Origin of the sequence: Maribacter stanieri (assembly GCF_900112245.1) — a bacterium.
Classification (GTDB): domain Bacteria; phylum Bacteroidota; class Bacteroidia; order Flavobacteriales; family Flavobacteriaceae; genus Maribacter; species Maribacter stanieri.
This window is the reverse complement of sequence record NZ_FOYX01000001.1, coordinates 2,270,695-2,291,360: the sequence shown is the minus strand read 5'-3', so window position 1 is coordinate 2,291,360 and position 20,666 is coordinate 2,270,695. Positions and strand designations below refer to the sequence as shown.

Annotated in this window: 23 protein-coding genes; 13 read left to right on the top strand and 10 right to left on the bottom strand. The window is 34.0% G+C overall.

All coding sequences use genetic code 11. The annotated features are described in order from the left end of the window. Positions 1 to 224: 224 nt before the first annotated feature. On the bottom strand, positions 225 to 2,435 hold the full coding sequence (gene recQ / locus BM296_RS09935) for a DNA helicase RecQ (RefSeq protein WP_027064462.1): 2,211 nt from the start codon (positions 2,433 to 2,435) through the stop codon (positions 225 to 227). A 172-nt stretch (positions 2,436 to 2,607) separates the two neighbouring features. On the opposite strand from recQ, the gene BM296_RS09930 reads away from it, so the two are divergent. From BM296_RS09930 to lptB, 4 genes are read left to right on the top strand one after another with little or no spacing between them, the layout of a single operon-like run. Next, complete coding sequence (locus BM296_RS09930; RefSeq protein ID WP_027064461.1) at positions 2,608 to 3,585, top strand: KpsF/GutQ family sugar-phosphate isomerase; 978 nt, start codon at positions 2,608 to 2,610, stop codon at positions 3,583 to 3,585. Then, complete coding sequence (tatC, locus tag BM296_RS09925; RefSeq protein ID WP_027064460.1) at positions 3,585 to 4,466, top strand: twin-arginine translocase subunit TatC; 882 nt, start codon at positions 3,585 to 3,587, stop codon at positions 4,464 to 4,466. Before BM296_RS09930 ends, tatC begins: the two co-directional genes overlap by 1 nt. After that, complete coding sequence (locus tag BM296_RS09920; RefSeq protein WP_027064459.1) at positions 4,450 to 4,800, top strand: carboxymuconolactone decarboxylase family protein; 351 nt, start codon at positions 4,450 to 4,452, stop codon at positions 4,798 to 4,800. Before tatC ends, BM296_RS09920 begins: the two co-directional genes overlap by 17 nt. A 51-nt stretch (positions 4,801 to 4,851) precedes the next feature. After that, positions 4,852 to 5,592, top strand: coding sequence for an LPS export ABC transporter ATP-binding protein (gene lptB, locus BM296_RS09915; RefSeq protein WP_027064458.1), 741 nt, complete (start codon positions 4,852 to 4,854; stop codon positions 5,590 to 5,592). Positions 5,593 to 5,604: 12 nt separating this feature from the next. Here the strand turns inward: lptB and BM296_RS09910 are convergent, their stop codons facing one another. The 9 genes from BM296_RS09910 to BM296_RS09870 are packed head-to-tail and all read right to left on the bottom strand — an operon-like array spanning position 5,605 to position 13,818. Further along, entirely contained in the window at positions 5,605 to 5,991 is a 387-nt protein-coding gene (locus tag BM296_RS09910; protein WP_036145441.1) for a DUF4345 domain-containing protein, read from the bottom strand. After that, entirely contained in the window at positions 5,969 to 7,252 is a 1,284-nt protein-coding gene (locus tag BM296_RS09905; RefSeq protein WP_091902848.1) for an MFS transporter, read from the bottom strand. Before BM296_RS09905 ends, BM296_RS09910 begins: the two co-directional genes overlap by 23 nt. Beyond that, positions 7,249 to 7,728 carry a GyrI-like domain-containing protein gene (locus BM296_RS09900; RefSeq protein WP_091902847.1) on the bottom strand — a complete coding sequence of 160 codons (480 nt, stop codon included), beginning with the start codon at positions 7,726 to 7,728 and terminating at the stop codon, positions 7,249 to 7,251. Before BM296_RS09900 ends, BM296_RS09905 begins: the two co-directional genes overlap by 4 nt. Then, positions 7,709 to 8,248: a GNAT family N-acetyltransferase gene (locus BM296_RS09895; protein ID WP_091902846.1), complete on the bottom strand. Its 540-nt coding sequence runs from the start codon at positions 8,246 to 8,248 to the stop codon at positions 7,709 to 7,711. The genes BM296_RS09900 and BM296_RS09895 overlap by 20 nt, the downstream gene beginning before the upstream one ends. Before the next feature lie 15 nt (positions 8,249 to 8,263). After that, positions 8,264 to 10,444: a B12-binding domain-containing radical SAM protein gene (locus tag BM296_RS09890; RefSeq protein WP_091902845.1), complete on the bottom strand. Its 2,181-nt coding sequence runs from the start codon at positions 10,442 to 10,444 to the stop codon at positions 8,264 to 8,266. A 40-nt stretch (positions 10,445 to 10,484) separates the two neighbouring features. Next, positions 10,485 to 11,429, bottom strand: a complete 945-nt coding sequence (locus BM296_RS09885; RefSeq protein WP_091902844.1) for a tRNA dihydrouridine synthase — start codon at positions 11,427 to 11,429, stop codon at positions 10,485 to 10,487. Positions 11,430 to 11,436: 7 nt separating this feature from the next. Next, the gene (locus tag BM296_RS09880; RefSeq protein ID WP_091902843.1) at positions 11,437 to 12,501 is read right to left on the bottom strand and encodes a flavin monoamine oxidase family protein; all 1,065 of its coding nucleotides are present in this window, start codon (positions 12,499 to 12,501) and stop codon (positions 11,437 to 11,439) included. 30 nt (positions 12,502 to 12,531) lie between these two features. Then, positions 12,532 to 13,053: a DinB family protein gene (locus BM296_RS09875; protein ID WP_091902842.1), complete on the bottom strand. Its 522-nt coding sequence runs from the start codon at positions 13,051 to 13,053 to the stop codon at positions 12,532 to 12,534. 27 nt (positions 13,054 to 13,080) lie between these two features. Further along, the gene (locus BM296_RS09870) at positions 13,081 to 13,818 is read right to left on the bottom strand and encodes a CDP-alcohol phosphatidyltransferase family protein (RefSeq protein WP_091902841.1); all 738 of its coding nucleotides are present in this window, start codon (positions 13,816 to 13,818) and stop codon (positions 13,081 to 13,083) included. 246 nt (positions 13,819 to 14,064) lie between these two features. On the opposite strand from BM296_RS09870, the gene BM296_RS09865 reads away from it, so the two are divergent. The 9 genes from BM296_RS09865 to BM296_RS09830 all read left to right on the top strand — a co-directional run bounded on the left by BM296_RS09865 (position 14,065) and on the right by BM296_RS09830 (position 20,644). After that, the gene (locus BM296_RS09865) at positions 14,065 to 15,249 is read left to right on the top strand and encodes a lipoprotein N-acyltransferase Lnb domain-containing protein (RefSeq protein ID WP_091902840.1); all 1,185 of its coding nucleotides are present in this window, start codon (positions 14,065 to 14,067) and stop codon (positions 15,247 to 15,249) included. A gap of 17 nt (positions 15,250 to 15,266) precedes the next feature. Further along, positions 15,267 to 17,138 (top strand): ABC-F family ATP-binding cassette domain-containing protein, encoded by a 1,872-nt coding sequence (locus BM296_RS09860; RefSeq protein ID WP_091902839.1) that lies wholly within the window; start codon positions 15,267 to 15,269, stop codon positions 17,136 to 17,138. Positions 17,139 to 17,295: 157 nt separating this feature from the next. Then, entirely contained in the window at positions 17,296 to 17,526 is a 231-nt protein-coding gene (locus BM296_RS09855; RefSeq protein ID WP_027064446.1) for a hypothetical protein, read from the top strand. Between the two features lie 414 nt (positions 17,527 to 17,940). Next, positions 17,941 to 18,171: a hypothetical protein gene (locus tag BM296_RS09850; RefSeq protein ID WP_027064445.1), complete on the top strand. Its 231-nt coding sequence runs from the start codon at positions 17,941 to 17,943 to the stop codon at positions 18,169 to 18,171. 414 nt (positions 18,172 to 18,585) lie between these two features. Beyond that, on the top strand, positions 18,586 to 18,816 hold the full coding sequence (locus tag BM296_RS09845; RefSeq protein WP_027064446.1) for a hypothetical protein: 231 nt from the start codon (positions 18,586 to 18,588) through the stop codon (positions 18,814 to 18,816). A 122-nt stretch (positions 18,817 to 18,938) separates the two neighbouring features. Continuing rightward, on the top strand, positions 18,939 to 19,457 hold the full coding sequence (locus BM296_RS09840) for a hypothetical protein (RefSeq protein WP_091902838.1): 519 nt from the start codon (positions 18,939 to 18,941) through the stop codon (positions 19,455 to 19,457). Between the two features lie 30 nt (positions 19,458 to 19,487). Further along, entirely contained in the window at positions 19,488 to 19,637 is a 150-nt protein-coding gene (locus tag BM296_RS19410) for a hypothetical protein (RefSeq protein WP_177214941.1), read from the top strand. A 73-nt stretch (positions 19,638 to 19,710) separates the two neighbouring features. Continuing rightward, the gene (locus BM296_RS09835) at positions 19,711 to 20,286 is read left to right on the top strand and encodes a cob(I)yrinic acid a,c-diamide adenosyltransferase (protein WP_091902837.1); all 576 of its coding nucleotides are present in this window, start codon (positions 19,711 to 19,713) and stop codon (positions 20,284 to 20,286) included. Between the two features lie 133 nt (positions 20,287 to 20,419). Beyond that, the gene (locus BM296_RS09830; protein WP_027064442.1) at positions 20,420 to 20,644 is read left to right on the top strand and encodes a DUF2795 domain-containing protein; all 225 of its coding nucleotides are present in this window, start codon (positions 20,420 to 20,422) and stop codon (positions 20,642 to 20,644) included. Positions 20,645 to 20,666 lie beyond the last annotated feature (22 nt).

Below are 20,666 nucleotides of genomic sequence, written 5' to 3'. Positions count from 1 at the left end.
TTTTGTTTAAATCTTTTTTAAATAAGTTAAACAAAGTATAAATAACTGATAACAAACGTTTTACAAACTAAAAAACGTTAATATTTGTATTTAAAAATGTACAATTCATATAAACACATTCATATATAAGACAAAAAAAATCTAGTATATATAAGATTCTGTCTTCTATATATACTAGATGATACTTTCTTCCTTGTAAATAAGAAGAATTTAATTTTACGAACCTAATTAGCTACCTCGCTAATAAATTTAAGTCGATACAGTCGTAATTCTTCCTCTTCATAATCACCATCAAATTCAGCCATAGCTTCTTCTAAATCATCACTATCTGCTTCTAAGAAATAATCATGAATCTCTTCTTGTTGATCTTCATCCAAAATTTCATCAATCCAATAGTTCAAATTCAATTTGGTACCACTGTATACAATTTGTTCCATTTCCTTTATAAGATCAGGTATTTCCAATCCTTTTGAGGATGCTATATCAGACAAAGGTAATTTTCTATCTACGTTCTGTATTACATAAAGCTTCAGTGCAGAATTAGCTCCAGTACTTTTAACTACTAAATCATCTGGTCTAATTATTTCATTATCTGCAACATATGTATTAATGAATGCCAAGAAGGGCTTACCATACTTCTTAGCCTTACCTTCTCCTACTCCATGTACATTTAATAATTCTTCGTGTGTTATGGGATATTTCAATGCCATATCTTCTAAAGAAGGATCTTGGAATACAACAAAAGGAGGCACATCTAATTTCTTTGCCTGCGCTTTTCTCAAATCCTTTAATTGCTTTAATAATTTCTCATCAGCAATACCACCAGACTTGGCAGCACCAACAATTGCATTATCATTTTCAGCATTATAAACATGATCCTTAGTCATCATAAATGACACTGGAGCATCTAAAAATTCATTACCTTTTTCAGTTAAATGAAGAACACCGTATTGCTCAATCTCTTTTCGTAGAAGCCCTGCTACCAAAGTTTGACGTATTAATGCCATCCAATGACTCTTATCTTTATCCGACCCTATTCCAAAAAATTCTTTTTCGTTGGTTTTATGAGATGAAATAATGGCATTCGTTTTCCCACGAATTGCATTTACAACTTCTTTAGATTTAAACTTTTCGCTAGTGCCTTTAACTACTTTTAGTAATTTAATGACATCTTCTTTTGCTTCTTCTTTCTCTTTTGGGTTTCTAGTATTATCATCCATTTCGGCACCATCACCGTTAACATCGTCAAATTCCTCTCCAAAATAATGCAACATAAACTTACGCCTAGACATTGATGTCTCTGCGTATGCTACAACCTCTTGCAACAGCGCGTTTCCTATTTCTTGTTCAGCCACTGGCTTACCAGACATGAACTTCTCTAATTTCTCAATATCCTTATAAGAATAGTATGCCAAGCAGTGCCCTTCTCCCCCATCACGCCCAGCTCTACCAGTTTCTTGGTAATAACTTTCTATACTCTTAGGAATATCATGATGGATTACAAAACGAACATCTGGCTTATCGATTCCCATACCAAAAGCAATTGTAGCTACAACAACATCAACATCCTCCATCAAGAACATATCTTGATATTTAGACCTTGTTTTAGCATCAAAACCAGCATGATATGGCACAGCACTAACACCGTTTACTTGTAAAACTTGTGCTAACTCCTCTACTTTTTTACGACTTAGGCAATATATTATTCCTGATTTACCCGAGTTTTGTTTTACAAAACGAATAAGATCAGCCTCTATATTTTCTGTTTTAGTTCGTACTTCATAAAATAGGTTTGGTCTATTAAAAGAAGCTTTAAACAACTTTGCACCACCAATACCTAAATTTTTTATAATGTCTTCTTGAACCTTAGGTGTAGCGGTGGCGGTAAGTCCAATAATTGGAATATTATCACCCAAACGCTCCACTATAGATTTCAAATTTCTATACTCAGGTCTAAAATCATGACCCCATTCAGAAATACAATGCGCCTCATCTACCGCTACAAAAGAAACAGTTACTGATCGCAAAAATTCTACATTCTCTTCTTTGGTTAGCGACTCTGGTGCCACATATAACAACTTGGTTACACCATCAGTTATATCTTGTTTCACTTGCTTAATCTCCCCTTTGTTCAAGGAGGAATTAAGTACATGTGCTATTCCGTTTTCAGATGAAATACCACGAATGGCATCTACCTGATTCTTCATTAAGGCAATTAATGGAGAAACAATTATTGCCGTACCCTCTTGCATAAGAGCCGGTAATTGGTAGCAAAGAGATTTACCACCACCAGTGGGCATTATTACAAACGTATTATTCTGTCGTAAAACATTTTTGATTACTTCCTCTTGAAGTCCTTTAAACTGAGAAAATCCAAAATATTTTTTTAAAGAGGAATGTAAATCGATATTGTCAAATTCTTTACTGTCTGTCACATTTTACATTTAAGGGGACACTACTTACTTTAAAATTCATAAGCGAACAAAATTACAATTTGCCTAGCTTGGCATTACTAAATTATTATGCTATAATCGGCATTTAAAATTAAGTTTGTTTAATTTTGTCATCTTAAAGATAATACATTCTTTTAGGAATACAATCCATAATTTGAATAATAGATTGATTGCAACGGACACCATTATTGACTTAGCGAAAAAAACCATTGAAACTGAGCGTGATGCTATAGCACAACTTTCCTCTCTTTTAACTGATGATTTTGCTAGTATCGTAAACTGCATTATTGATGCAAAAGGACGCGTTATAATTTCCGGTATTGGAAAAAGTGCCATTATCGCAACAAAAATTGTTGCTACCCTTAATTCAACCGGAACCCCTGCAATTTTCATGCACGCTGGTGATGCCATTCATGGAGATTTGGGTACAGTTCAAGATAACGATGTGGTGATATGTATTTCTAATAGTGGTAATACACCGGAAATTAAAATGTTGGTGCCACTTATAAAAAGAGGCACGAATAAATTAATTGCCATGACGGGTAATACCGATTCTTTTTTGGCAAAGCAAGCAGATTATATTTTGAACACTCATGTTGAAAAAGAAGCTTGCCCCAATGGTTTAGCACCTACTACCAGTACCACTGCACAGTTGGTAATGGGAGATGCACTAGCAATTGTTCTCTTAGAAATAAAAGGATTTAGTAGTTCTGATTTTGCAAAATATCACCCTGGCGGTTCTTTGGGAAAAAGACTGTATTTAAGAGTTGCTGATTTAGTAAGTAAAAATCAAGTACCTAAAGTTCAAAAAGACGAGGAAGTCAAAAAAGTAATTGTAGAAATCTCTAAAAAAATGTTAGGGGTTACAGCAGTACTAGATGGCGAAAAAGTTGTAGGTATCGTTACTGATGGCGATATTAGGCGTATGCTAAACAAGCACGACAACATAAAAGGCTTGACGGCAGAAGATATTATGACCAGCAATCCTAAAACCATACCTGCTGATACACTAGCAATCAAAGCTTTAGAACACATGCAAAAAAAGGGCATATCTCAACTACTTGCTATGGATAATGACACTTATGTGGGTGTTATCCATTTACATAATTTAATAAACGAAGGTATTTTATAATGAGTTCCAAAGCTTCCACGCCTCACAACGAGATGTCATTTCTCGACCATTTAGAAGAATTAAGATGGCATTTAATTAGATCCGTTTTGGCTGTTGTCATCATTGGAAGTGTTGCCTTTTTAATGAAGGGTTTCATTTTTGATACGATTATTTTCGGACCTAAAAACATGGATTTTCCAACATATCGCTTTTTCTGTGATGTAGCTACATGGTTAAATAAAATCCAGTCATTTACCGTAATAGATTCTTCCTTTTGTGCCGATGAATTTCCTTTTACAATTCAGAGTCGTGAAATGGGTGGACAATTCTCGGCCCATATCTGGACCTCAATTTGGGCAGGTGTAATTATAGGGTTTCCCTATATTCTATATGAAATGTGGAAGTTTATAAGTCCTGGACTTCACGCTAACGAACGTAAGAATTCCCGAGGGTTTATACTTATTGCTTCTATCTTATTTTTTATTGGTGTTTTATTTGGATACTATATTGTAGCACCACTTTCTATTAACTTCTTAGGATCTTATGTTGTCAGTGATTCGGTTTTAAACGAATTCGACCTTGATTCTTATATAGGTACACTAAAAATATCGGTTCTTGCTTGTGGTATTTTATTTGAGCTACCTATTATTATTTTCTTTTTAACCAAAGTAGGTTTGGTTACTCCAGAATTAATGAAAAAGTACCGAAAAATTGCTTTGGTAGTTGTTTTAATACTCTCTGCGGTAATTACTCCTCCAGATGTTACAAGTCAAATTATAGTTGCTATACCAGTTATAATTTTATACCAGGTAAGTATTTTTATTTCTGCGATGGTACTAAGAAAGGAAAGAAAAAAAGCTGAAAAAGAAAAAAAGAAAAATAGAAATGTCAAACCAAATTGAAGAATTTAATGCTTACCGTTCTAAGATGAACGATAAGTTGTTGGCCGATAATAATAAGATTGTAAAACGCATATTTAACCTAGACACCAACGCTTTTGCTGCGGGCGCTTTAGATGTAAAGACAAAAGAGTTATTAGGTCTTGTAGCATCTGCAGTTCTTCGTTGCGACGATTGCGTAAAATATCATTTAGAAAGTTCTTATAATGAGGGTGTTTCTAAAGAAGAGGTCATGGAAACTTTAAGTATTGCTACATTGGTAGGCGGTACTATTGTTATTCCACATTTAAGAAGAGCATATGAGTATTGGGAAGAATTAGAAAACCAACAAGGTTAAAAAATCCCTAATTACTTTTCTAACAGACCAATAACCAATAGATTTGAAAACATGAAGTTACGTGCCGACAATATAATGAAGTCCTACAGAGGTCGTAGGGTGGTTAAAGGAATTTCCTTGGAAGTAAATCAAGGAGAAATCGTTGGATTATTAGGACCAAATGGTGCTGGTAAAACAACTTCCTTTTATATGATTGTTGGGCTAATCAAACCTAATGGCGGCAGCATCTATTTAGATGACATGGAGATCACAAAATTTCCCATGTACAAAAGAGCCCAGAATGGTATTGGATATTTAGCACAAGAGGCTTCCGTCTTTAGAAAGCTAAGTATTGAAAAGAACATTTTAAGTGTACTTCAATTGACCAAGTTGAGCAAAAAAGAGCAACACATGAAAATGGAGTCTCTTATTGAGGAATTTGGTCTTGGTCATATTCGTAAGAGCCGTGGTGATTTATTATCTGGTGGTGAACGAAGAAGAACAGAAATTGCGCGTGCCTTGGCTACCGATCCTAAATTTATTTTATTGGATGAACCTTTCGCCGGTGTAGATCCTGTTGCCGTAGAAGACATACAGCGTATTGTAGCGCAATTAAAGGATAAAAACATTGGTATACTTATCACGGACCACAACGTGCAGGAAACGCTTGCTATTACAGAACGTTCTTATTTAATGTTCGAAGGCGGTATATTAAAATCTGGTGAGCCAGAAGAATTAGCTGCAGATGAAATGGTACGTAAAGTTTACTTGGGGCAAAACTTTGAACTACGTAAAAAGAAGTTAGATTTCTAAAAAAGTATATACTTAAATTACTTCTTTGTACTTCTTTAGGTTGTATAATCCCCATCCAAAAAACAATAGCTCTAGAATTAATGCAGGTGTAAATAGTGGCGATATACCATCAACTACTGTACTTACTGTTCTTCCAAAAGAAATTCCTCCCATAAAAAGCACATTACACATTGTTGCTCCATACCAAATTTTGGGTTTAAAAGCAGCTATTATCCAATATAGCCCTACACCCAAATAAATACCCATTACAGCACGTAACATATTCTTCAATTCCAAGTCTACCACCTCAAACCCTAAAAGTTCTGGCATTATAACCGTTGGATGACCACCATATACGAATCCGGCAATAATTACAATAATTCCGGATAATACCAGATTAAGATTTTTTGGAATTGTCATTGAATTGTTTACCATAAAGTTGAAGATATCTAAATGCCGCTATACCACCAATAAATGAAAATAAGGCTAACATCCAAAACACATGTCGGTGTCCTTCTAAACCTGGTGAAGCATCTAGTAAATAACCCATTGCAGGACCAGCAAAAATATCTGGTGTATATCCTACTAAAGAAATAAGCCCAACCGCAGTACCAGTTAATACTAAAGGAATTTTACCACTCTGCATTACTGCAAAATATAAAGATCGTATGGCGTAAACACCTAATGCAACAATCATTATAGAAAATAAAAATATAAAATAGGAAACATTCGCAACCATACCAGAAGCAAAGAGTAATGAACCTATAAGTGCAATTACAAAGCCTATAAATAAAAATAAGCTTGGTCTAGAACGGTCGGCCACAATCCCTATAAATACACCTACAACCGGTCTTGCAAATAACAAGAACGTACCTACTTCCGCAGAACCAACCTCATCTAACAACATAACATCTTGGGCGTAGAGCGAAAATATATCAGTGATTTTATATCCTACATAAGCACATAGAATAATAATCATTAATAATAAAACGGATGGCAGTCGAAGGACTTCTTTAATTTGTGAAGTTGTAATTCTATCTACAACAATTTCTTTCTCTTGATGCTCGGGCAGCTTCATAAACAGCCAAACCAAGACACCCACAACCGCTACAATACCTGAAGAAGTTAAAATAACATAACGAAAGGCAAATCTACTTTCTTGCAAGGACGCCACCTCTAAATCTGCCGACATAAAATGAGCAAAAACGAGTACTCCCAAAGTTCCAAAAAGAGCACCTACCAATCCCCTACCTCCATCTAAAAATCCAAATGCCTTACCTTGAGAATTTTGTCCGCCCCAAACCCTTGTGGCTTTTATCATAGGAGACCAAAAAAGAAAAATAGTGGTAAAACCCCAGAACCCATATAATATTTGAAGCATTAAATAATCAGGGAAGGTTGCAAAAACTAATCCACCTAAGGCGGTCATCCACAACGCAATAGCTATTAATTTTCTAGGTTGATATTTATCTGCCAAAGGTCCGCCCAACAAATAAGATATCAATGCCACAAAGCCATAAACAGAAAAACAAAGTCCCAATGACACATTGTCTAGCTCAAATACCTTTAATACCGTAGGCCTAAATACTCGCTGTAAAACAAAGGGTAAAATAAAGACGCTCTCTCCAGCTAAAATTAATAGTATCAAGTAATACCAGGGCGCTTTTTCGGGTTGTTTCATTTTGCTTTAATCGGAATCCAAATCTCCTCTTCCGAGGCAGGATCATTGTTTTTGTACTTGTCACTTAACACTTCAAAATGTGGGCGGTCATCTAAAATATAATCTGATTTAGGAATCCATTCTCCATAAATATATTGAAAAAAAGCTGGGGCACTTTCTGCAGTACCTTTATAATCGAAGACAGCATAAAGTCCGCCTTCTAGATTTAAACTTTGAAAATCTGTGGAAATACTTTTATTATCATCTACTTCTACACAAGCCCATTTTACAAATCTTTTAGCCGGAGAAAAGGTTTCAAAATAACCTTTAGGATATATTTGTAACGAGATAAAGTCTTGAGACGACTTATTTAAAATATTCTTACTACGTTGCCTGAAATTTTTCCAAAGTTCAAAAGTCTTATTATCCACTAGGCTCATTTCTTGATTTAACCCTACTAGTTGTTTTGATTTTAATTCAACGATTCTTGGCTTCATTACGCTCTTTTTTTAAATCAATTTCAAATAAACAAACAGGCCCTTCTTTGTAATGAGGTGGAAGTTCATCTACATTTGGCAGATTAAACATGCCTAAAAAATTAAAACCACAAGTGCAGTAATGCTTAATTAAGCGGGTATTTTCCCCAATAGTATCTAAACGTATGAATTGTTTAGCATACATTTTTGCATAATCTTTTGCCCAATCTACAATCGAAGCTACAAAATTATGACCACGAAAATCTGGATTTGTGGCTATACGATGAATATAAATGGCTGGGTCTTCATTTCTTTCTACCCATATTTGAGCATCAGAAAAAGTAATGGCCCAGATACAAGCAATCTCATTATCAATGACCAATTTAAACTGTCTTTGTTCGGTTATTTCAGCAGAAACCATATCCCTATCAAATTCAGGCCAGACTACTACAGATTTCTTACTTTTCTGATATGCTGAGGCAATGTTATATAAGTTGAAAACTTCATCTATTTCCTCTAATCTAATATTTTCAACTTTCATTTTTACATACTTAAATTATAAAATCAACAGTCCGTGCTCACGCAAACCACTTATTTGCTTTGAGTACCAAAAAAGTTCAAAATCTTCTAATTGAGATTCGTAATCCTTTTTTAACTGACCGTAACTTATTAGTTTATTGGCAGGTTTCAATTTTTCCAAACTAGAAAGTAACCATTCTCCTTTGTCCTTATCCACTGTTATTTCATACTTATTTACCTTAGTATGAAAGCTTAATTCTAGTTGTTGCCAAGTCATTCCTTTTTTCTTCTTCACTCGCTCACTAGTCATAGGCATTTGACCGATCCAAGCTACTTTAGCAGTAGGTTTTGTATTCAGTACCAATTCTTGTTCTAAGCAATTATAAATATAATCTGGAGCTATTGTTGACGTAGGTATTTTAAAATCGAACCATTCTTGCAAACTCATATCAAACCCGATACCGTGCATAAAGTTGAAAAGTGATTTTTTTAGACCATAACTAAATTTACCATGATCTACACCAATTTTATCTTTGAAGTCAATATCATTATTAGCAAAGCTGATCTGTTTTAAATCTGGAATTACTCCATAATCTTCAGGATTTAAACCCACCGGACTATGCGCTGTTAATGCAAACTGATGCCAAAAACCCGATTGTATAATTCCCAATTCAAACAGCTGTCGCACCATCTCTAAACTATCTACCGTTTCTTGTACCGTTTGTGTTGGGTAGCCGTACATTAAATACGAATGCACCATAATATTAGATTCGGTCAAATTGCGTGTCACTTGGGCAACTTGTTCAACTGTAACACCTTTATCAATTAATTTCAGTAAACGGTCTGATGCTACTTCCAATCCTCCAGAAACAGCAATACAACCAGATGCTTTTAGCAAAAAACATAAATCTTGGGTGAAGTTTTTTTCAAAACGAATATTTGTCCACCATGTAATGGTCAGGTTTCTTTTCAGAATTTCTAACGCAAAAGCTTTCATCAATGAAGGCGGTGCTGCTTCATCTACAAAATGAAAACCAGATTCACCTGTTTGTTCTATTAAAGTTTCTACACGATCTACCAAAAGACTTGCCGCAACAGGTTCATATATCTTTATATAATCTAAAGAGATATCGCAGAAAGTACATTTACCCCAATAACAACCATGCGCCATGGTGAGTTTATTCCAACGACCATCGCTCCATAAACTATGCATTGGGTTGGCAATTTCAATTACTGAAATGTAATTACTTAATTGCAGGTCAGCATAATCTGGAGTACCAATATCTTGCTGTTTATAATCTGGTTGATTACTATTATTTTTATAAACTACTTGGTTATCCTCTAAGATAAAAGTGCGTTTCAATTCTCCTTCGCCATTTATTACAAATTGATGAACAAGTTCTAAAGGAAGTTCTCCATCATCTAACGAAATAAAATCGAAGAATTCAAAAACACGAACATCGGTAAGGCTGCGTAATTCTGTATTTGGGAATCCGCCACCCATAGCAATTTTCACATCAGGATAATTTACTTTTATAAACTGAGCACAGCGAAAAGCACTATATAAATTACCCGGAAAAGGTACCGAAAAACATACTAGTTTAGGCTGAACCTTTTCTACTTGTTCTGCTAATAACTTCAGTGTTAACTCATCAATAAAAGTAGATGCATCATTTAAGTGATTGTAAAGTTCATCAAATGAATTGGCACTTCTACCTAATCTTTCAGCATATCTACTGAAACCAAAATTAGGATCAATACACTCGACAATAAAATCAGATAAATCTTCAAGATATAAGGTTGCCAAATGTTTGGCTTTATCTTGCATACCCATATTACCAAAAGCCCACTCTAAATCATCCAGTTGTTGAAAACGTAAGGCTTGCGGTAAAAAATTATCGGTACACAATTGTCTTGCCAGCGTATCATTCTTTCCTTGTAAAAACAGAATAACCGCATCTAACGTCTTCAAATAATCATAACGAAGGGCATATATTCTCTGGCAATTTTCAGAAACAATAGCATCTGCTTCAAAAGCCATTTCGAATAGTTGCTGAAAGTTACTTTTATTAAATAGTGATAATATAACCTCAATACCTAAATCGGACTGAAAAGAAGAAATACCCTTTGTATTCAAAAACCCTTTAATGTATGCCGTTGCCGGGTACGGAGTATTTAGTTGGGTAAAAGGTGGTGTAATTAGAAGAAGGTCTTTCACAAGGCTATTTTAGAACAATACTGCAAAGATAACGGATACCTTACTCATTATTCAATATCTCGCGAACCGCTTGCTGATATGCTCTTGGATTATTGGCTTTTTTAATTTTCTTGAATGCCTTATGTGGATTAGACGTTGATTGAGCAAAATACTCCCAAAAGCCCTGCATTTTCATTTTAATGGGTGTTGGTCCTGATAATGCCTCGTCATACTGCTGATAAATAGTATCATGAAACTCAGAGAAAATCTTCCAACGGTCTTTTGGGTATTCGGTGGTATTATTCTTAATCATGCTAGGTAAAAATGGGTCGGCAATTAATCCTCTACCCATCATAAAATGGTCTATTGAAGGGAAACGTTTCTGCATTTCTTGAAACTTCGCAACGGTAGTAATATCACCATTATAATACAATTTATGGGTAGTACTTTCTACACATTTTTGAAAAGCATCTAAATCTACACCACCCTTATACAGCTGTTTTCCTATACGCGCATGTATGGCAATATTTTTTAATGGATAAGAATCAAGAATAGGAAAAACATCTAAAATCTCTTCTGCATTTTCATAGCCCATTCTCATTTTCATAGAAACCACAACATCTGTTTCTTCGTGAGCACGTTTTAAAATATGGTCTATTTTTTCGGGATTACAGATGAGTCCGCTACCCATACCTTGCTTTGTAACCATAGGATAAGGGCAGCCTAAATTCCAGTTCAATTCTTTATACCCTAAACTTTGAATATACTTTACTACGAACAAAAATTCATCGGCATCACCAGTCATTACCTGCGGAATAACTTCTAACGTAGTGTTATTCTCTGGCTGTAAATCTTTTTGATAGGAGTTTTTTATCACCATTTTCCCATTCAAACGAATGTATGGTGCATAAAAGGTATCAATACCTCCAAAATATTTATGGAATGCATTGCGGAATCTAAAATCGGTAAAACCCTGTAATGGGGATGATAATAAGGTAACTGACATGTATGTATTACTGTGTTAGGTGCAAGTTCTTCAATTTTGCAACAACAGATTCAGCTGCAAAAATAGCGCCTTCCATGTAACCAGAGTGATGTTTTGACGTTTCTGCTCCAGAAATAAATAATCTACCATCAAATAAAGGTTCTTGATACAGTGCATGTCCGCCGTTTTGATGTGGAAATAAATTGTCTTCTTGTCTGTTAGATTTGGTAAATTCTTCATTATACCAAGCCGTTTCGTGATACGATTCGTATTGCAAAGCCTCTACCCCAAATACCATTTTCAACTGCGCTTCTATTTTCTCTATTCTTTGTTCTTTTGAAAAACGAGCGCAACTACCAGATGCAAAACCAACAAGGGCATAAGATTCAGTTTCCAAATTAGATTGGTCGTAAAATTCCGTAAGCGGACCAACATTACTAAATATAGTTCCCGATTTACCCTGCTCTCGCCAGAAAGGTTTCTTAAAGGTTAATGCAACTTTAATAGCATCTTGCATCCACGTGTGGGTTTGTTCTGCCAATAATATTACATCTTTTGGCAAAGCGGGTGAAAATTCTATTTGGTCAATTAATGCTGCAGGTGGTAATGTGGTAATAATTACATCTGCATTTAAAGTTCGTGTATTGGTTTTTATTGCGGCACCGTTTTCATACACTGAAATATGCTTAACCACCTCGTTTGTAGATACGGTGTTGGGTTTTAGTTTAGTATTTATGGCATTCAATAAATGTATGGTTCCATTTTTAAATCTGTAACTAGGGCTATCATTCGGTACTGCAATTTCTTGTGGTGGTACATTTGAAAACGTCTGAAAATAAGACTTACCCGTCATAAATTGTTCAAAATAAGGAACCTTAAATTCCTCAATAACGTCGGCTAAATGATAATGAGCTTGATTAAACCATGTAGCCCCCATTTCAACTTTTACTTTCCCAGATTGTAAGGTATGAATTCTACCTCCTATGCGGTCTCGAGCTTCTAGTACCGTTACATTTAACCCAAGTTCTTGCAAACGGTATGCAGTTAAAAGTCCCGTTAAGCCCGCACCGACAATCACTACCGATTTACTCATTATTCTATTTAATTTTGATTAAAAACCGGACTAAGAAACTTTTGATTGCAGCACACTTACAGTTACTAATAATTGCCCAATATGTCTTTGACTGTGCTCTGCAGCATGAAATAAGAGACCTAAAACCGTAGTTGGTAATTTTTTCCTGCCCACAGTTCTTGTTTCTGTAAGTGTATGTTCTGGAATGGTCTTAAAAAATGCTAAAGCTTCAGCAACCTTTGTTGAAAATTGTTCTTGCAAATCCTCAACTTCGGTATCTAAATTAAAAGAACCTTCTTGTTTTAAGAATAGAAATTGCTCATCGGTAAGAGACTCACTTTTGGCATAAGTCATCATTCTATCTAAAACACCAGTAATATGATTCATATGAAAACCAACCGATGCCCTACCAGAAGTTTTAGCCCATAAAAGTTCTTTAGGAAAATTTGCAGTGTACTTTTTTAATTCTCTTTCAGATTGCAAAAGTGCATGTGCAGCAGGTTGCAAAATATCAGGGATATTTGGTATGGGACCTGCTAACCAAAATTCTAATTCTTCATTTTCATTATCCATAATAAACCCTTCTATTTGTTTCTAAAATCACAGTCTCTCTTGAATCATAGAACTTACCACATAAAAGAGGATAATTAAAGGGATTGCCATAAACTTCATGGTTACGATAAGTACTAAACTGATAATGATGAAAATGTAACGCATGGCATTATCCTTAAAGCTCGTATTCTTAAATTTTAAAGCGAATAATGGAAGGTTTGCATTTAATAAATAGGCGCTAACAACAGTTAGCAGTATTAAAAACCACTGATTAAGTATCAATGTATTTAAAAAATCATTGTTCTGATACAGTAATATAAGGGGTAATGATAATATTAATAGCGCATTAGCCGGAGTAGGCAATCCTATAAAGGAAGAAGTCTGGTTTTCATCAATATTAAATTTCGCCAATCTGTAACCTGATGCCATAGTAATTACAAAACCAAAGAAAGGTATAAGATGTACCAGTTTTAGTTCTCCCGATTCTATAAAGAAGTGAGATCCATCTCCCCAGCCACTAGTTTGTGACATTGCCAATAATTGAAACATTACAATACCAGGAACAAGACCACTGGTAATCATATCTGCAAGGGAATCTAATTGTAAGCCAAGCTCGCTTTTTACATCTAGAACACGAGCTGCCAGTCCGTCAAAAAAATCAAAAAATATACCTAAAGCCACGAAAATAGCTGCAATTTCTAATTTATTAAGCACGGCAAAAACAGTTGCCACACAGCCACAAAAAACGTTTAATAGGGTAATAAAATTGGGAATATGTTTTTTCATAAGAATCTGGCTTTGGTTACAAGAACTATTTTTTTCTTGATGGGAGAAATAATGAATTCTCGAATTTAAAATATGCTATAAAAATAAGATAATTCTATTGGTTCTAAGTTTTAAAACAATAAAGTAAAACAAGTTTTAAACTATAGATTGCTATTTGATTTCGTGCAACCAATAAATTATAAAAGCTTTTAGAATTAAATACCCTAGTTATTTGCATCTTTGCAGCTATTATGAACTAGTAAAAGTATGTTCAAAAAGCTCACTTTTTTCTTAATGCTACTTTTTGCTTCATTTTGGGGACAATCTCAAAATGTAGAACTTTCCCCGTTATCAAAAATCAGTTTATTAACGGTAGGTACAGGAGAAGATTTAGCTGCTAAATTTGGACACAGTGCTATTAGATTGCAAGACCCAACTTTGGGTATAGATGAAGTCTATGGTTATGGCACATATGATTTTGAAGACCCTAATTTTTATTTGAATTTTACAAGAGGTAAATTATCATATACCATTTCTAGAATTCCGTTTAAATACTTTGATTACTCTTACCAACAAGAAAAACGATGGATCAGAGAGCAAATTTTAGATTTAGATGTACAGCAACGCACCAAAATAGTTGCTTTTTTAGAAAATAATTTACTGCCCGAAAATAAAAAATATAAGTATGACTTCTTGTTTGATAATTGTGCCACTAGAATACCTATGGTATTTGAAAAGACTTTAGGAAGCACTTTCAATTTTGACTACAGCTATTTAGAGGACCAGTTAACATTTCGCGAATTAATTAGATTAAAATTAAACCCTAATTCGTGGTCTAATTTTGGGATTGATTTAGCATTAGGATCTGTAATTGATAGAGAGGCTACGCCATATGAACATTTGTTTTTACCAATTTATGTGTACGAGCAAATGAAACATACCACGCTAGATGGCAAACCAATAGTTAAAAAAGAATCTGTATTATTAGATATTCCAGAACAAGAAAACCGAGCTCTTATTTTCTTGACACCTCTTTTTTGGCTTGGTATATTACTGGTACTGGTCTGTTATATAACCTACACCGATTATAAAAATTTTAGAAGGAATAAGTGGTTAGATTTTTTCCTGTTCTTAGTAACGGGCTTGGCAGGTGTACTAATAGTCTTTCTTTGGTTCGGCACAGACCACTTGGCAACTAAAGGCAACTTTAATTCGCTATGGGCATTTGCTCCAAATATATTTATAGCATTTTTAATGGCTAAAAGGAATATTCCGGAATGGATTATTACCTACATCATATTTCTAACCATATTACTAGGAATCACTTGTGTTCTTTGGATGTTTAAAATTCAAGTGTTTTCCATATTATTAGTTATAGTATTACTAGCATTAGCTGTACGATATATATATCTGATATATTATTTTAAAAGTAAACATCTAACGAAAAAATAAAAATCAAGATACCTTACATGAATTTACTTACCGTTGAAAATATTTCTAAATCCTATGGCGAATTGGTGCTTTTTGATAACCTATCATTTGGTATCAATAAAGACCAAAAAATTGCTTTAATCGCTAAAAACGGTACAGGAAAAACATCTATACTTAATATACTGTCTGGAGCAGACACGCCAGATTCTGGTCAGGTAAACTATCGCAAATCTACCAGAGTATCCTTTTTGGCTCAAGAGCCGGTAATGGATCCGAATTTAACTGTAGAGGAAACTATCTTTGCTTCTGATAACGAGATTTTAAAAGTTTTATCAAATTACGAAAAAGCATTATTAAATCCAGAGGATGCAGACGCCTATCAAAAAGCATTTGAAGCAATGGATAGATTTGAAGCTTGGGATTTTGAAACCCAATACAAGCAAATTCTTTCTAAGCTAAAGCTTGATGATTTAGACGCCAAAGTGGATAAGTTATCAGGTGGTCAAAAGAAACGTTTAGCTCTTGCCAATGCGCTTATTAATAAGCCAGACCTTTTAGTATTAGATGAGCCTACCAACCATTTAGACTTAGAAATGATTGAATGGTTAGAGGAATTTTTCGCCAAAGAAAACATGACTTTATTTATGGTAACGCACGACCGTTACTTTTTAGAGCGTGTTTGTAATGAAATCATTGAACTTGAAAACGGTAAGCTATATCCTTATAAAGGAAATTATTCTTATTATTTAGAAAAGAAAGAAGCCCGCATAGAGCAAGAAGCTACAGAACAGCATAAAACAGAATTACTTTTTAAGAAGGAATTAGATTGGATGAGAAGGCAGCCGAAAGCCCGTACTACCAAGTCTAAATCTAGAATTGATGATTTTGCGTTAATTAAAGATAAGGCTAGTCAACGTAGAAAAGACCATCAAGTTCAGTTAGAACTTAATATGGAACGTGTTGGAAGCAAGATTCTTGAGCTTCATAAGATTTCTAAGTCTTTCCCTAACAAGCCAATTCTAGACAAGTTCGAATATGTATTTCAAAAAGGAGAACGTATTGGAATCATTGGTAAGAATGGTACAGGCAAGTCTACCTTTTTAAATATTCTTAGTGGAAGAGACCAGCCTGACAGCGGAAAAGTAATTGTAGGTGAAACTATTAAGTTTGGTTACTACACCCAAAAAGGGATTGACATAAAACAAGGTCAAAAGGTTATTGATGTCATTCGGGAATTTGGAGATTATATTCCCCTAATGAAAGGAAAACAGATATCAGCACAACAATTGCTTGAACGTTTTCTATTTGACAGAAAAAAACAATATGATTTTGTAGATAAACTCAGTGGTGGTGAACGCAAACGTCTTTACTTGTGTACCATACTTATTCAGAATCCAAATTTCTTAATACTAGATGAACCTACCAATGATTTAGATATTGTAACGCTTAACGTATTAGAAAGTTTCTTAATGGATTTTCAAGGATGTTTAATGGTGGTTTCTCACGACCGTTACTTTATGGACAAAATCGTAGACCACCTATTTGTGTTTAGAGGTGATGCCGTTGTTGAAGATTTTCCTGGCAACTATTCAGATTATAGAGCCTATGAAGACAGCCAAATCATAGAGAAAAGAGAGCAAAAGGAAACTCAAAGTTCTACGAAAACGAATTGGAAAGAGCCAGACTCGGCTACTAAAGTCTCTTACGCAGTCCAACAGGAGTATAAAAAATTAGAGCGTGAAATTCAGAAATTAGAAAAGAAAAAGGTAACACTCCAAGAAAAATTCACCGATGGTTCATTGAGTGGCGATGATATTAAAGCCCTATCTATTGAACTGAAAGAACTGACCGACTCTATTGAAAATAAAACCGAAAGATGGTTTGAACTTTCAGCAATAATGGAAGGTTAAACCCTATTTACATTAAGATTTCACAATACATTTTACTTCTTCCCAAAGATAGTAGACGAACGTTATTTACCGTTCGTCTACAGTAAAATGTCGCCCAACTATATGCGGCGAATTATGTTTGTTTATGCCTGTACTTTAGCAGTGTAAAACAAATATTATGAAATCATTTATCCTTTTAACCGTTCTTTTTTTCACTTCTTTCTTAGTTCAAGCACAAGCTAACGACGAGAATGTTTCTGTAGAAATTAAAACAGTAGAAGTTGAAATGATTGAAACAATTGATACAGAAAATACAACGGAGGTTGCTAGATTATACAAGAACAAAAACAACAGAGTAATCAAGGCTTTAAAATTCTCAACGAAATTAAACAGCGCTAAACTTTCTTAATCTAAAAACAATTACCCTTTTCGTCCCAATCTTATACCTACCCCATTTCTTACCATTCCCTACTTTCCAATTTATTACCCAATACCGTTTGCCTTAATAAAATCACTACTCCACTACTTTCAAATGCAAATTCAGATATCACCACAAGTTGAGTGATAAGGTTTAGTATAGTTAAACCAAACTCTCCTTAAAAGTTTTTATCCCCCCCAACAGAAAGTCATCATCATAGTACTACATTAATAACTACCGAAGGTTTATGTATAACCATTAGTGGGTATCTATGCAAATACTCAATTTATCCAGTGGTAGTTAACGAACGTTATTTACCATTCGTCTACAGTTAAATACCGACCAACTATAAGCGCCAATTTTTGTTTGGCCTTGAATGTACTTTAGCAGTGTAAAACAAATATCATGAAATCATTTATCCTTTTAACTGTTCTTTTTTTCACTTCTTTCTTAGTTCAAGCACAAGCGAACGACGAGAATGTTTCTTTAGAAATTAAAACAGTAGAAGTTGAAATGATTGAAACAATTGATACAGAAAATACAACGGAGGTTGCTCGATTGTACAAGAACAAAAACAACAGAGTAATCAAGGCTTTAAAATTCTCAACGAAATTGAATAGCGCTAAACTTTCTTAAACAAATATAAATTACCCTTTTCGCCCCAATCGTATACCTACCCCATTTCTTACCATTACCTACTTTCTAATTTATTACCCAATACCGTTTCCCTTAATAAAATCACTACTCCACTACTTTCAAATGCATCTTCAGATATCACCACAGGTTGAGTGATAAGATTTTGTATAGTTAAACTAAACTCTCCATAAAAGGTTTTTATCCCGCATACAAAAAGTCATAATCATAGCACTACACCAATAATTACCGAAGGTTTATGTATAACCATTAGTGGGTATCTATGCAAATACTCATTTTATCCAGTGGTAGTTAACGAACGTTATTTACCATTCGTCTACAGTTAAATACCGACCAACTATAAGCGCCAATTTTTGTTTGGCCTTGAATGTACTTTAGCAGTGTAAAACAAATATTATGAAATCATTTATCCTTTTAACTGTTCTTTTTTTCACTTCTTTCTTAGTTCAAGCACAAGCTAACGACGAGAATGTTTCTGTAGAAATTAAAACAGTAGAAGTTGAAATGATTGAAACAATTGATACAGAAAATACAACGGAGGTTGCTAGATTATACAAGAACAAAAACAACAGAGTAATCAAGGCTTTAAAATTCTCAACGAAATTAAACAGCGCTAAACTTTCTTAAACAAATTTAAATTACCCTTTTTCGCCCCAATCGTATACCTACACTAACTCTTACCATTAACTACTATTATTATACTATAATCTTTACTGTAACAATATTAAGTTGCATCACTATTCTTACTTTTGACAAAAATTGAAAAAGTTATAGTGTTTCGTTTTCTATCCTATATTAAATTCATCTTTACAGCAACTAATCAGCATGGGGTTCATTCTCCTTTTGTTTATGATTATGTTACCAAATGTCTTTATAATAAAGAAAAATTAAAACTGCCAATAACTTCAAAAGTACTTATTAAAAGTCTACATTATTTCAACTTTAAAACGGTGCATATTTTAGGGGATAATAAGATGTTAGAAGCAGCTATTAAAAAATTCTGTACTAATGTTACTTTCACAGAAATCAATGCCGATGTACTATTTGGAAGCATTTTAGATTTAAAAAACGATGATATTGCGATAAGTAGCCTGTCTAATGATACAATGGTACTTTTAGATGACATTCACAAAGATCAAATAAGTATTGAGAGTTGGAACATATTAAAAAAGGAATCACAAGTACGTGTAACCTTAGATTTATTCTACTGTGGAATTATTTTCTTTAGAAAGGAACAAGTAGAAGAGCATTTTAAAATTCGGATATAAACCAGTAATTTTAAACTAAAGTTATTTTTAATGAACAGTAATACTATATATATAATACTTGGAGTCGTATTTGCTATTTATTTAGCTGTTCGTATTACCAGTAGAAGTAAATCTAATGAGCGAAAATCAAGAAAGTTCATGGAAAATTATGAGCGAAAAGAAAAAAAAGAAGATTTATAGAATATTAAATTCATATTGCAAATTCTTTTTTAAAGCATAACTCCCCTACACCACCACTTTCTTATTCAGCAAAATGAAAATATATACTAAAACAGGAGACGATGGCACTACCGGACTTTTTGGTGGCACACGCGTCGCTAAACATCATATTCGTATAGATAGTTACGGAACTGTAGATGAACTAAATTCTTGGTTAGGACTTATTAGAGATCAAAAAATAGACCCAATCTACCGACAACAATTAATTACTATACAAGAGCATTTATTTACCGTAGGCGCAATTTTAGCCACCGATCCAGAAAAAGAAGTTCTAAAAAATGGTAAAGAGCGATTAAAAATCACTAAAGTAGGAACTACAGAAATTGAATTTTTAGAGACCTCCATTGACCAAATGGATGGACAATTACCTCAAATGACGCATTTCATATTACCTGGAGGTCACACAACAGTGTCATACTGTCATATAGCTAGAACAGTTTGTAGAAGAGCAGAACGCATCTCTACTCTGTTATATCAAAGTGAACCTTTTGATAAAAATGTGCTATCTTTTATAAATAGACTTTCAGATTACCTTTTTGTATTGGCACGGAAGTTGTCATATGATTTACAAGCGAAGGAAATAAAATGGGTTCCTAAAAAAAAGGACTAATAAATCTGTAATTTATTCGTTATCAATTAATAAATGCAAAAAAATCAGTGATAAGAATGAAATTTATCACTAATTTCTTTGCTGTCTCAATTTAAAAATTACTTTTGCAAAAAATTAAAATCAAACAATTACTATGTATTGGACATTAGAATTAGCATCTTATTTAAGTGATGCACCTTGGCCGGCAAGTAAAGATGAGTTAATAGATTACTCCATCAGAACTGGAGCCCCTCTTGAAGTCGTAGAAAATTTACAATCTATGGAAGAAGAAGGTGGCGAAATATATGAATCTATCGAAGAGATCTGGCCTGACTATCCAACGGAAGAAGACTACCTCTGGAACGAGGACGAATATTAATATTCGATATCATAATAACTAC